Raw genomic sequence first — 13,502 nt, 5'->3', positions numbered from 1 at the left:
ACTCTACAAACCCTTTCATTCTAGCTATTATCTAAGTTGAAACTCGGATTACTTTCTTTCAAACTATTCTTATAAATTCCTAATAGATATCAGGCAGAATCTATGAATTAATGATCATGCTCTTTATATAACCTAATTATAGCAGGCAATACCTTCTATTTGAATTAAACAATATTCATCAACAAAATCAGAAGTTATACATGTCCTTACAGGGTAATTGTCTTTGTTAAAATGCTTTACCCATACACTATGCATTTTTTGAAAATCGTCAATATTTTTTAATATCACCGTAAGTTTAACCACATTTTCCAGACTCAAATTAATCTCTTTAAGTGCATTTTCAAGATTTTTCAATGTCTGCTTCATTTGTTCCTCAATTGTAGTGAATAACTTACCATTTTCATCAAAACTACCTCCAAAATGTCCAATATATACGGTATCGTTATTTATCACAAATGTAGATAAACCATATTTATCGTAAGGTGGGGTAACAATTCTTTTTATCACTTAACTATCCTCCAATACAATGTAATAATGTAATTATTAACCACATGATATCAAACATATGTTCTATTGTCAATAATTATTTATTTACTTCTATAGACATTTCTATAGTTAAGCATAAGTGCAACAATTTCACAAGTTCCATATTATTTATCTTTATATTTATTTGTTGTCATTGATATAATTTCAGTTATAATATCTTGTAGTATATGTATATATCTACTATCTCATTGTTATCTTTAATAAATGCATTTTTTACTTGGCCCACACGAGTGAATCCTAAACTTTCCCATAAAGCCACAGAGGCAATATTAGTTGAAACAACTGAATTAAACTGCATAGCATTGTATCCATGTTCTTTTGAAATTTTCATTGAATGTTCGCCAAGTATCTTACCAATGCCTTTACCACGATAACTTTTCTCTATTGCATAAAGAGCATTACAGATATGATTTCCTCTTCCTGGAAAATTAGCATGTAAAATATAAAAGCCTATTATTTTTTCACAATCCTTTGCACAATATACTGCATCTTGATTTTTTAAAATATTTAGAATCTCATCAACTGAAAATTTTTCCTTCCAGAAAAAACTCTCACCTTCATCTATAATCTTATTCCATATATAATGAATTTCACTTATGTCACTGTCTTTAAACTTTTTAATAGTAAGATTCATATTATTGTTCCCCCCTAACTGAAAGTAAGTTTATGTTCATATTTTCTCTATTGAGCCTCTCAATTAATATGTTTTCAACTAAAAACATCCTGCTTTCTTTTTATATTAATACTATATATTTTTTTATGTTCCTCATATCAACTTATGGTATAATAATTTTCAAGAGAATAAAATGTTTTTAGGTAGTTACCTCCCAGGAATATCTCTTACCAAGGAAGTCGTTAGGGAATTTGACAGCAAAGGAGGTGACACGTATTTGAGTGATACTATAATCATTACGGCTATGGTATGCATTTGTATAGTTAGTATAGTAGCTATATTTGCTATACTAGCATATTTAAAAGATAAAGCTATTTTGAAATTTAAAAATAGCTTTAAAGACTTGAATAATGAGATCGCTATTACTATAGACAATGATGAAAATAAAAACTCAAAAAAATAAAAATGCACCCTTCGCCAAGCAATGCATTTTTATAACTCAAAAACATTCACAACATAAAACCTTAACGGCTTCCTTTATTTATATTATAACATATTATTTAAGAAATTAAACAAATTTTATTTACTATTGTCAAAATTTATTGAAATATACCTTGCAGAAATTTAGTTTTTATTTAATTCATTAAAAAGCATATTTTCAGCCTTATTATATTCGCCTTCATATACAAGACGTTTTAATATTGCTGGCACTATATCTGTTGAACTCATTTGGTTTAAATCTATTTTATCGCTACTTTTCTCCTCTTTGTTAAATAAAATCTTTGCGCCTATTTTGCCAATACCTCTTGTTAGTTTTTCAATATCCATAAATCTTACCTTCTTTAAATTTTTAATATCTATTGGTGGTGACGACCTACATAAATAAATCAGAACTAACTTATTAAATTTAATAAATTAATACATTAACTTATTACACCTTCTTTGTATAACTCTTCTAATGAATGTATTATTAGGTATATAACCTTATCTAAATTTGTCTTATTGTAACTTGTCATTAACTTTGAAACATAATAAAAGAGAGGTTTACCCCCCCTTCATTGCTGAATAGCAAAAGTTTCGCTGCAAAGTGTTCATATCTAAAGTATTGAAAACAAAATTATATGTACTATGGAAATTAACCCCATAGCGTAAATGATGAATTTAGAAAACAGATTATTAAGCTCATTATTTTCATTTTTTCTAAACAAAAAATGAATTATAGCATGAAAAATAATTATATATATGTATGTTTTCCAATACTACTATGGAATCATCCACCAGAATACCTATTGAAAGAGAAAGTGTAACTTGAATCAGAGGGGTTTTAATCCCATCTGATTCTTAGTTGAACGAATCCATGGACGTAGCCGCTCTTTACTCCCAGTTAAGCAGAGAGCCAAAATCTGTGATTTTGTGCGAATCGGTTAAGCAGACATACAAAATCTGTGATTTTCATATGGTCGCTTACTCTGTGAGCACTCCTCTGAAGAGGAGTTTACTATAAAGATGGGAGTATTAGAGCGGGTAGTCGTCGGATAAACTATATCTTTCTTATAGAATAATCTTTTAGTGAAGCATAATTGTTAAGCCTTTTTTATAAGTTCCTCAACAAAACTTTTGGCATTTTTAAAATCGTCATCATTTGGTCTGCCCTTAGCTATTCCTCCTATTAATTTAAAAGGTCCAAAAGTATCATAACCCCTACATGCAAAACTACCAATAACTTCAAAGCCATGTTCTTCTAAATTTTTTTCAACAAGATTATTATATTTAGTTTTTCCTTGTCCACTTGTTGAAAAAACAAATGCTTTTTTATTGTGAAAAACTGGTAACTTGTCAATTAAATCAATAATATTTTTATGCAGCTTACCTTTGTATATACCTGAGCCAAAGCCTATTAAATCATAGTCCCTTAAATTATTTACATTTACATCATTTGTTTCAATTATATCTGCATTTGAGCACTCTGCCATTGCCTTTCCTATCTTCTCAGTATTGCCATGGTGCACGGATGTATAGATTATTAAAGTTTTCAAGGTCATCCCCTCCTAAATTTAACTAAATAATTTATAAAATGGCTGTTTTACAACCTATGCCAGCATTAGTATTATATTCATAAACTTATTATATGAACCATAGTTCACATTGTCAATAAAAATATGAACTATAGTTCATATTTATTGAAACTTATGCTTAGAAATGATATTATACAAGTATTAATACAAAGCAAAGGAAGATAACATGAGCAGTAATAATGATACTAGAACTCCTCAGCAGGAGAGAAGCAAACAAACTAAAAATAAAATAATATCAACTGCAATAGAACTATTTTCTACAAAGGGATACTATAACACCAATTCAAAAGAAATTGCTAAAGAAGCAGGTGTTTCTGTTGGCAGCTTTTACGCTTATTTCAAAGATAAGAAGGCAGTGTTTATGGAAATGCTTGGTGTTCTTTGTGAAGATGTTCATACCAATATGACTAATTTGGATAAAATAGAAACTATAACAGATGCAAGCAGTAGAGAAATTTTCCATAATTTAATTAAAGAGATTTTCAAGGCACATAACCTTTCTCCGGAACTACATAAGGAAATTACTATTATGAGGAATTCAGATGAGGAAATTAATAATATTATAGTCTTAAGAGAAAAGGAAATAATAGATAAAATCCATTCATATTTAGTAAAATGGAAAAACCATATTAAAGTAGGAGATCTAGAGGCTGCCTCATTAATAATATATTCATGCATAGACAACACCATTTGCATGACTAGATTTTCACATATAGACATTGATGAGAGTAGATTAATAAATGAGTTAACAAATTTATTATTAACTTATTTATATAAGGAATGATTAATAAGTTACCAATAAAGACTGCATGTTACCTAACTCACTAGGCAGCATGCAGTTTTACCTTATTTTTAACTTTCAAAGTTAAGTTGTTTTTATGTATAAAGTTTATACTTTGTTTATATTTAGTTTATAGAAAATAGAGATACCCACTTTAAAATAGAATTATGAAAGGCCTTCATTAAAAAATTAAAATTAAAAGGAGATGCTATAAAATGAAATTTAAGAAAAAAACAGCAATGATTTTAAGTTTCGCTGTAGGCACCGTAATGTTTGCCACTACTGCTATGGCTGAAGTGGTATCTAAAAGTGGCTATGATCAAGTTAAGGATTCTTTGAAATATACAGCGGAAAGCTGTACTACTAAACTTTCAAGCTATACTGCAGATATATCCTTTGTTATAAAGGATAACGGAACTGTTGTTTCTTCTCAAAGCTCGTTGAACAAATTTGATGTAAAAAATCAAGCTCAAGAAAATACATCAACAAACATGGAGGGCTCAACTAAGAGAGAAATGTATCACTATGAGGACAAAAATGGCTTTATAACTCACAACAATGAACAAAACGTTTATTACGTGAATGAGTATACAAGCCCTCGTGAAATTTCATCTTTTAAAAACCCTTTTAAAGAAAAACAAGCTAGCGATATTGAGAGAATAGCAGATGCTGTTGTAGGCAATTTAAAAGATTCTGTTGTAGTTACTCAAAACCCAGATGGAAGCAAGGAGTTGTATGGTTCTCTAAGTGAAGCACAAATTCCTGCACTAGTAAATGCTGCAGTATCTCTTCAGTGTAAGAATACATTTGGTAATAGACCTAACACCGAAAACAACATGCCCAAAATAACACAGGATATATTTGTAAAAGAAGTTAAGGGAACTATGGTAATAAACAAAGATGGATTAATCCAAAGTATTCTTGGAACAGGAGTGCTTTCTGGTAAAGATGATGATAGTAAAGAACATAATTTAACCTTTGAATTATTAATAAAAATAACTGATGTTAACTCAACTACCGTTAAAAAACCTGACCTTTCTGGAAAGAAAGTAGAAAAAAGTATACAAAAGGACTATAGTAAGTTATCAAATCCTGAAAAATATATTGGAAAATACAAAACAGATATTTTAATTGAAAAAGAAGGAAAGTTTCAAAAAATAGGCGAAAGATTTATAGACATTGAACAAATAGATGATAAGAGTATTAGTGGAAAATATCACGAAGAATATGCAAAGGGTTATGAAGACTATTCCACTAATAAAAAGGAGTTTAGTTTTAGCGGAAAATTTGACAAAGATCCTTTTAATGTACCTTTTAGTGGTACTAGTTCTTCTGACAATGGTGTTAAAGGTAACTTATCTATTCCCCCAAATTCAGCAAAAATATATTTTAACATAAATGAAAACAGGAATGGAAATCTGTTATTTGACGACCAATACAGTAGAGTGTTCAACTAATAAAGTAACTTGCCGGTATTGTGTAGAGGACGTACGGTGGAAACTTAACTTATACTCCGAGATATATTACCATACTTCGTCACGTTAAATATTTTTAATTAGTCTAAAGCTCCAATTTGAGAAAAATCTAAGAACTTTGATAAACTCGTACCTCAAACATATCTAAAGTTCTAAGATTTTTCTCAAATTCTCGCTAAGACTAATAAAAAATATTTAAATGTGACTTCAGTATTGGCAATATATCCCTACGTATAAGTTAAGTTTCCACCTAAGAATCCTCTATCCAGCAGGTTATTTTAACGATTCTATTACACTAAGTTTTGGAGGTATATAAATGGAGAAGGTTATTGAAATTAAAGGTCTTTCCAAGGTATACAAGAATGGAAGAGGCATATCAGATATTAACCTTGATATACATAAGGGTGATATTTTTGGTTTTTTAGGTCCTAATGGAGCTGGTAAGACTACTGCTATGAAAATTATGACTGGACTTATAAAACCGGACAGCGGTGATGTTAAAATTCTAGGTCACAGTATTTCAGAAGAGTTTGAACAAGCTATGGAGAAAGTGGGCTGCATCATAGAAACCGCTGAGTCCTATCCCTATTTAACAGCTTTTGAAAATTTAAAGCAATTTTCAAGGTATTATAAAAATATTGACGATAAAAGAATTGAAGAAGTTTTAGAGCTTATAGGACTTTTAAAATATAAAAACGAGAAGCCAAGAAAATTTTCTCTTGGAATGAAACAAAGACTGGGAATTGCCGCTGCAATTTTATCAAAGCCTGAAGTAGTTATTTTAGATGAACCCTTAAATGGCCTTGATGTTGAAGGGATGATTGATGTAAGAAACATTATAAAAGATCTTGCTGAGAGAGAGAGAACCACATTTTTTATCTCAAGCCACCTTATCCATGATGTTGAACTTACTTGTACCCGCATTGGTGTGTTGTATAATGGAAAAATGCTTAATGTGGATACTACTAAAAACATATTAAACAACTATGCTTCTCTTGAAAATTATTTTATTAGTGAGGTGGAGAGAAATGGTAGGATTTAAAGCAGCTCTAATTAATGAAATGGAAAAGCTATATAAAAAGAAGAAGGTTTTAGTGGCAGCAACAGTGTCTCTTATTTTCATTATACTAGGGCAAATTTCTATTATTGGTTTAAGAAGTGGTTTTGGATTACGTGGGGTTTCCAGTACGGAGTTTCCTATACTTGTGCTTTCTGTAGTTGTTAACACAATTCTCCCTTTATTTACTGCCCTTGTTACTATAGATAGTTTCTCTGGAGAATTTTCTCAAAACACTATGAAAATTGCACTTACAAGACCAATTACAAGGTTAAAATTTTTTACTGCAAAGGTAACTGCTATAATGTTATTTATACTAGCTAATCTTCTATTTTTAATGATTTTTTCTACCATAGCAGGTTTTATTTTTAATTCAAATTCTTTTACCCTACAAGCTATCATTAGAATATTAATTTCTTATGTAGTAACATTAATGCCTATGATGGTTTTGTCATTAATTATTGTATTCTTTACAAATATATTAAGAAGTGGAATAGGTGTATTTTTTGTATCCATTGTCCTTTTTATTACTTTTAAAACACTAGGAATTATTTTTTCAAGTTATTCTGGCGTGCTTTTTACAACTATGATGGATTGGTATACTCTATGGATTATGGACAATATCTCCTTCTTAAAAATCTTTCGTCAGTTTATGATGATGTGCAGTTATGCTATACTACTATTTACAGGGAGCTATTATTTATTTGATAAAAAAGATTTTTAAGGTGATGAAATGGATATAAAGAAACGTCTAATTATTTCTAATACTGTAACTGTTGTACTTCCATTTATTATTGTAAGTTTAACTGCTTTTATATTTATATTTGTATCTTCAAAGGTTTTTAATACAGATCTAAATTATGATAACTTTAAAAGGCTTGTAGCTATAAGATCAGAATTATTAAACATAATAAAGGATGTGTCAAAATCCAATGCTGAAGATATTGAGGATGTTAGATTTCAAGAGTATTTATATGAAAAACTTTCAATTATAAATGGAGAACTTATAATTATTAAAAATAATAATATTATATTTTCCTCAAAAGATATAAATAAAATTGATATAGAAAAATGTTTAGAACAAGCAAAAATTAAAGCTAATAAAAAGCCCGTAAAAATCAACAATATTTTTTATATGGTGGAAGCCACTTCCCTTAAGTTTAAAGATGATACTGTAGGCAATGTAATATCATTAGCACCCGTAGGGAAAGAAACAGGTATTTTCGAAAAATTTATTATAACTATTGTTAGTGTATTTTTTATTTCTTTTATAGCAGTTAACATACTTATGTCCTACCTGTTTTCAAAGAGGATATTAAATCCTATATCACTTCTAAAAAAAGCTACAGCAGAAATTACCAGAGGTGATTTAAACTTTGAAATTATTGAAAGTGGTGACAGGGAAATTAAGGAACTGTGTGCTGATTTTGAAGGAATGAGGATAAAATTAAAGAATTCTGTTCGTGAAAAAATAAAATATGATGATAACAGAAAGATGTTAGTTTCTAGTATATCTCATGATTTGAAAACACCCATAACTTCTATAAAGGGATATGTGGAGGGAATTTTAGATGGTGTAGCAAATACTCCTGAAAAAGTAGAACGGTATTTAAAGACTATTTATTCAAAAGCTGAACAAATTGATGTTATGATTGATGATTTACTTTTATACTCTAAATTAGATTTAAATCAAATTCCCTTTAATTATGAAAAAACAGATATTGTTGAATACTTTAATTATTGTGTTCATGAAAGTGCACCTGAGCTCCAAAAATATAATATAGATATTAACTTAAAGAATGATTTAAAAGAATCAAGATTTCTTATGGTTGATAGAGAAAGATTGAGAAGGGTTATAACAAATATTATTGATAACTGCCGAAAATATATGGATAAAGAGCAAGGACAAATAACTATAATGCTTAGAGAAACTAATTCTAGCATTATTATTGACATAAGAGATAACGGTTCAGGCATTGATAAAAATCATATAAATAGGATATTTGATAGATTTTACAGAGCAGATTTTGCTAGGAGTGAGACTAAAGGAAGTGGACTAGGACTTGCCATTGCAAAACAAATTATAGAAGGACATAAAGGTAAGATATGGGCTGTAAGTCACGAAAATGAAGGTACGAGTATAATAATATCACTAGCCAAAATATCTTAAAAATAGAGAGGGTACTATGAAAAGAATTTTAATAGTTGAAGATGATTTAAGTATTGCTGAGCTTCAAAAGGATTACTTAGAGCTTGAAGGCTTTGAAGTTACTATATGTACAGATGGTGTAAAAGGATTAAATACCATGAAAGAAGATAAATTTGACCTATTAATTCTTGATGTTATGCTTCCTAAGATTGATGGCTTTAGAATTTTACGAAGTATACAAGCTGACAAAGACATACCAGTTTTAATGGTTTCTGCAAAAAAAGAAGAGATTGATAAAATTAAAGGCTTCAATCTTGGGGCTGATGACTATATTACCAAACCCTTCAGTCCAAGTGAACTAGTTGCCAGAGTTAAATCTCATATTCAAAATTACGAGAGAATAAAAAGTAAATTTGCTTCAAAAACAAAAAGTAACATAATATCAATAAGAGGTCTGGAAATAACAAAGGATTCAAGACAAACCTTCGTAAATGGTTCTGAAGTAAATTTAGCACAAAAAGAATTTGATCTATTACTTTATATGGCGGAAAATCCTAACAGGGTATTTAGTAGAGAGGAATTATTTGAAAGGGTTTGGGGTCTTGATGCTCTTGGAGATACTTCTACCGTTACAGTACATATTGGAAGAGTGAGAGAAAAGATAGAATCCTCTCCCTCTAACCCACAATATATTGAAACTGTTTGGGGTGCTGGGTATAGGCTTAGAGTATAATTTTAATTAACTTTTAAAACACAATTATTATTTGGATGCTTTATTTTTTATAAGTACTTTTCAGTTTGCTTTTTAATATAGATACACACAACTTAAATTTAACTTATACGTAGGCATATGCTGCCAAAACTGAAGCACATTTAAAAACTTTTTTATCAGTCTCAGTGAAGTGTTTTAGAAAATCTTAGAACCTTATATATGTTTGAGTGCAGCGAGTTTATATGAGGTTCTTAGATTTTCTTAAACACAAACTTTAGACTGATTAAAAGTTTTTAACGTGCTGAAGTTTGGCAACATATGCCGGAGTATAAGTTAAATTTCGGGCGTGGTTATCTATAATGTAAGTTATTTTGCCAGCTTATATATATTTATAACATCTTCTTTTCCTAGTTTTACAAAGTTTCCAATTTTCATTTCATCCGATTTAGTACATTTGTCCGCCATTTCCTCAAATCTATCCTCTGCTATATTTGCATCTTCTAAGGTAACAGGAAGACCAATCTTTTTAAAGAATTCTGCCATTCTTTTAATTCCTTCTAATGCAATAGCTTCATGTGAATGGAAGGATAAATCTACATTCCATACTCTTACTGCAAACTGAACGAATTTATTGATGTTATGTTTATAAACATACTTCATCCATGCTGGAAGAATAATTGAAAGTCCAGCACCATGTGCAATATCATATATAGCACTTAATTCATGTTCAATTTTATGTGATGCCCAGTCTCCTATTCTTCCAGTACTTAACAAATCATTATGTGCTATGGTCCCTGCCCACATAATCTCTGCTCTTGCAGCATAGTTTTCTGGATCTTCAAGAACTATTGGAACATTATTTATAATAGTCTTCAAGGTTGCTTCACATAATCTATCAGTAAAATCTACATTCTCAACATTAGTAAAATATCTCTCTATTGTATGTGCCATAATATCAGCTGCACCGCAAGCAGTTTGATAAGCTGGTAATGTGTAGGTTAACACTGGATTTAGTATGGAGAAGGCTGGCCTAATATATTCTGAACTAAGTCCTTTCTTATACCATCCATCTTCCTTAGTAATAACCGAACTGTTGCTGGCTTCAGTACCAGTTGCAGGTATAGTTAAAATAACTCCTATAGGCAGTGCTTCCTTAACTTCAGCTTTCTTTGAGTAGAAATCCCATACATCTCCTTCATAAGGAACTCCAACCGCAATTGCCTTAGCAGTATCTGCAGCACTGCCTCCCCCAACAGATAAAACGAAATTAATATTGTTGTCACGGCATAATTTTATACCTTCCTTAACAAGACCTAGTCTTGGATTAGGCTTAACACCCGAAAGTTCTACAAACTCTATTTGATTTTCACTTAATGACTTTAAAACGTTATCATACAGTCCGCTTCTTTTTATGCTTCCTCCACCGTAGCAAAGTAACACTTTTGTAGAGTATTTTTTAACCTCGCTACCAACAACATTTTCAGTATCTCTACCAAATATAATTTTTGTAGCACTTTTAAACGTAAAATTCTCCATAATACCCCTCCTATAAAATTTAAGTTCTCACATCTAGATACCCACTGGTGCAAATTTAAGTTGTAGATAATACCTATAATAATTATATTTTAAAATTAGTGAATTAACAAAATGTTTTCTTGAATCATAATTATATATATATGATAATCTAATTATGATTTTAAATAATATTTTATATGAAGGAGTGCTGCAATTGAACAGATTTTCTCATTATTTTAATGGCTCCTATGGATGGGATAAGCTATCAAAATATCTTTTAATTATTGGATTAATTTGTTTAGGTACTAGACTTACAGCAATTGCGGGAATAATATTAATAACATATGCTGTATTTAGATGTGTTTCAAAAAATAAATACAAGAGATCTCAAGAATTACATGCCTTTGAAGATTTTCTTCTTGTTATAAATAGAGAAATTTACAAACTTAAAATAAAAATTAGTGATTTTAGAAAGTATAAAATATTTAAGTGTCCAAGTTGTTCTCAAAAACTTAGAGTGCCTAGGAAAAAAGGCAGAGTTACAGTTACCTGTAAAAAATGTGGTACCGAATTTAAAGGTAGAACCTAATGTAAATTATATATTTATCAGCAATATTTAGCCCAATATTGCTGATTTTTTTCAATGCTCCTTTTTTAAATTCCATATCATTTATTGTTATTGCACATGAATCTAAAATAATTTAACTCTAAACCTTTCCAACTATTAAATTACACATTCTTGCTCAGCCGCACTAATTTACTATAAGAAGTATATCGTAGACTTTTGAATAAACAAACTCCACCTTTGGTGAAGCTTTTTCCTATTAAACATTTCTACTCAATCAGCTTATTCATCTCTATAGCTACTCCTCTAAGTTCGCTTATACTTGATTCAATTTCTTCACTAGCTGATGCACTTTGTCCTATTTCTTCTGTTACAGTGCTATACTTTGATATTGTATTTTCTGTAACGCTTGCTACCTCCTCATTGAATTCAACTACTGCCTTAGTTTCTGTCAATAAAGTAGTAGCAGCTTTACTAATATGTTGAATATTTTTACTAAATTCCCTTAAATGAGAGCGCATATTATTTAAACTTTCAACAGTTTCATTCAGTAAATTATTTCCCATTTTGACCTTTTGGTTATTACTTGTCATTTGTTCTTCAACCATATAAATTCTATTCTTTAACTCCTCTATTATTATGCCTATTTCATTTAGTGATTGTTTTGTATTCTCAGCCAGTTTTCTTATCTCCTCTGCTACAACAGCAAAGCCTTTACCATATTCACCTGCTCTTGCGGCTTCAATGGATGCATTTAATGCAAGAAGATTTGTCTGTTCTGATATACTACCAATAAGACTTAATATCTCATCCACTTGACTTGATTTTTTCTGTAACACTTTTGTAGACTGAAAGGTAGCTTCTATACTGTCCTTTATATCTGTAATGATTGAAAGAGTATTATTTAAAGATTTTTGTTCCTTATCCGTCATATTAATAAGTTCTATTGTTTTTTCTTCGCTCTCCTTGGCTTTACTGGTAACTATCTCATTAGCACTTAATAAATTATTCAATATCTCTTTATTTTTATTTGATTTATCCAACATTTGCCCTGAATCATTAGATACAGCTTGGCTTGCTTCTGAAACTTCTTGAAGTGAACTTGTCTGTTCTTCAATAACTGTACTCAAATTTTCACTTGATAACAAAATAATTTCAGAAAACTCGGATATATTTTTAAATATACTTACCATTTTTTCATTATCTTTTTTAAGTTTAATTTCTTTAATACTAATGTCTTTTAATAGCTTGGAGGAAAAATATACAATCATAAATATTCCTGCAAGAGTTAAAGCAATAACAACAATTCTTATACTTAACTCAGCTGCAAGCATCTGTTTATCAGGCATAATTGAAGAATTACTAAAAAACACTATGATTTCACATAAAATACTTAAAACTATTGATACGGCAACCATCTTTATATCAAAGAATAGTGCTCCTAGAATAACAAAAAAGAAGATTACAGGCCACAGTTCTTTCGAAGGCATTGTAAAGTTTAAAAATAAATACTGACCATAAGTAACCAATAAAACAACGGCTTTTGTCACGTTAAATGCTTTTATGTTAAATCCACTGTTTTTCACTGTGGATTTATAACATATATGAAACAATACTGCATAAATCACAATAAGTACTCCAAGGATCACTAAAGAAGTTGTATTTATATTAGGATTAAGCCCAGATAACTTTAATGTACCAAAAAACAAAAATGATAAAACACAGCTTAATAGATAAATAACAAGTATAAACTTAAGCAAATTTTTTTGAAAAATTATCAAAGAACTTTCTTCAATTTCCATATTATACCTCCCAAAAATATTCGAGTATTTAGTTAGTTGCATTTTACAATATGTAATTCAAACTCACAAAGTTTAATTATATTTTTATTATAACTATATTATATACTGTAAAACAAAAAAGTAAATTAATAAATAGACAAAATATAATAAAATTTTACTTTTTAAACAACCACTTTATTTTATAATAAATTTTGGTATAATATATAATAGAT

General features: G+C 29.5%; 15 protein-coding genes. 8 read left to right on the top strand and 7 right to left on the bottom strand.

The annotated features are described in order from the left end of the window. Positions 1-132: 132 nt before the first annotated feature. On the bottom strand, positions 133-507 hold the full coding sequence (locus tag HGI79_RS14045) for a RidA family protein (RefSeq protein ID WP_185651326.1): 375 nt from the start codon (positions 505-507) through the stop codon (positions 133-135). 187 nt (positions 508-694) lie between these two features. After that, the gene (locus HGI79_RS14040; protein WP_185651325.1) at positions 695-1,180 is read right to left on the bottom strand and encodes a GNAT family N-acetyltransferase; all 486 of its coding nucleotides are present in this window, start codon (positions 1,178-1,180) and stop codon (positions 695-697) included. A 256-nt stretch (positions 1,181-1,436) separates the two neighbouring features. Between HGI79_RS14040 and HGI79_RS14035 the strand changes: the two genes are divergently transcribed. Further along, positions 1,437-1,622 carry a hypothetical protein gene (locus HGI79_RS14035; protein WP_185651324.1) on the top strand — a complete coding sequence of 62 codons (186 nt, stop codon included), beginning with the start codon at positions 1,437-1,439 and terminating at the stop codon, positions 1,620-1,622. 161 nt (positions 1,623-1,783) lie between these two features. Here the strand turns inward: HGI79_RS14035 and HGI79_RS14030 are convergent, their stop codons facing one another. The 3 genes from HGI79_RS14030 to HGI79_RS14025 form a co-directional block, all read right to left on the bottom strand. Further along, complete coding sequence (locus HGI79_RS14030) at positions 1,784-1,987, bottom strand: DUF6483 family protein (protein WP_185651323.1); 204 nt, start codon at positions 1,985-1,987, stop codon at positions 1,784-1,786. Positions 1,988-2,256: 269 nt separating this feature from the next. Then, positions 2,257-2,391, bottom strand: a complete 135-nt coding sequence (locus HGI79_RS23700; RefSeq protein ID WP_395939549.1) for a DUF6713 family protein — start codon at positions 2,389-2,391, stop codon at positions 2,257-2,259. A gap of 351 nt (positions 2,392-2,742) precedes the next feature. Then, positions 2,743-3,195 carry a flavodoxin family protein gene (locus HGI79_RS14025; protein ID WP_185651322.1) on the bottom strand — a complete coding sequence of 151 codons (453 nt, stop codon included), beginning with the start codon at positions 3,193-3,195 and terminating at the stop codon, positions 2,743-2,745. A 205-nt stretch (positions 3,196-3,400) separates the two neighbouring features. Here HGI79_RS14025 and HGI79_RS14020 point away from each other — a divergent pair, with 205 nt between their 5' ends. The 6 genes from HGI79_RS14020 (at position 3,401) to HGI79_RS13995 (ending at position 9,429) form a co-directional block, all read left to right on the top strand. Continuing rightward, complete coding sequence (locus tag HGI79_RS14020) at positions 3,401-4,018, top strand: TetR/AcrR family transcriptional regulator (protein WP_185651321.1); 618 nt, start codon at positions 3,401-3,403, stop codon at positions 4,016-4,018. A gap of 212 nt (positions 4,019-4,230) precedes the next feature. Beyond that, entirely contained in the window at positions 4,231-5,472 is a 1,242-nt protein-coding gene (locus tag HGI79_RS14015; RefSeq protein ID WP_185651320.1) for a hypothetical protein, read from the top strand. A 334-nt stretch (positions 5,473-5,806) separates the two neighbouring features. Further along, positions 5,807-6,532, top strand: a complete 726-nt coding sequence (locus HGI79_RS14010) for an ABC transporter ATP-binding protein (protein ID WP_185651319.1) — start codon at positions 5,807-5,809, stop codon at positions 6,530-6,532. Continuing rightward, a complete protein-coding gene (locus HGI79_RS14005; protein ID WP_185651318.1) occupies positions 6,519-7,271 on the top strand; it encodes an ABC transporter permease in 753 nt (250 codons plus the stop codon). Before HGI79_RS14010 ends, HGI79_RS14005 begins: the two co-directional genes overlap by 14 nt. A gap of 9 nt (positions 7,272-7,280) precedes the next feature. Continuing rightward, positions 7,281-8,717 (top strand): cell wall metabolism sensor histidine kinase WalK, encoded by a 1,437-nt coding sequence (locus tag HGI79_RS14000; RefSeq protein ID WP_185651317.1) that lies wholly within the window; start codon positions 7,281-7,283, stop codon positions 8,715-8,717. Between the two features lie 16 nt (positions 8,718-8,733). Beyond that, positions 8,734-9,429, top strand: coding sequence for a response regulator transcription factor (locus tag HGI79_RS13995; protein ID WP_185651316.1), 696 nt, complete (start codon positions 8,734-8,736; stop codon positions 9,427-9,429). 345 nt (positions 9,430-9,774) lie between these two features. Here HGI79_RS13995 and HGI79_RS13990 read toward each other — a convergent pair whose 3' ends face one another. Then, positions 9,775-10,944 carry an iron-containing alcohol dehydrogenase gene (locus tag HGI79_RS13990; RefSeq protein ID WP_185651315.1) on the bottom strand — a complete coding sequence of 390 codons (1,170 nt, stop codon included), beginning with the start codon at positions 10,942-10,944 and terminating at the stop codon, positions 9,775-9,777. A gap of 193 nt (positions 10,945-11,137) precedes the next feature. Between HGI79_RS13990 and HGI79_RS13985 the strand changes: the two genes are divergently transcribed. After that, on the top strand, positions 11,138-11,512 hold the full coding sequence (locus HGI79_RS13985) for a hypothetical protein (protein ID WP_185651314.1): 375 nt from the start codon (positions 11,138-11,140) through the stop codon (positions 11,510-11,512). 245 nt (positions 11,513-11,757) lie between these two features. On the opposite strand, the gene HGI79_RS13980 is transcribed toward HGI79_RS13985, so the two are convergent. Then, positions 11,758-13,290 carry a methyl-accepting chemotaxis protein gene (locus tag HGI79_RS13980; protein WP_185651313.1) on the bottom strand — a complete coding sequence of 511 codons (1,533 nt, stop codon included), beginning with the start codon at positions 13,288-13,290 and terminating at the stop codon, positions 11,758-11,760. Between the last annotated feature and the right edge of the window lie 212 nt (positions 13,291-13,502).

This window comes from Clostridium sp. DJ247, from assembly GCF_014231265.1.
This window is presented reverse-complemented; position numbering and strand designations above follow the sequence as displayed.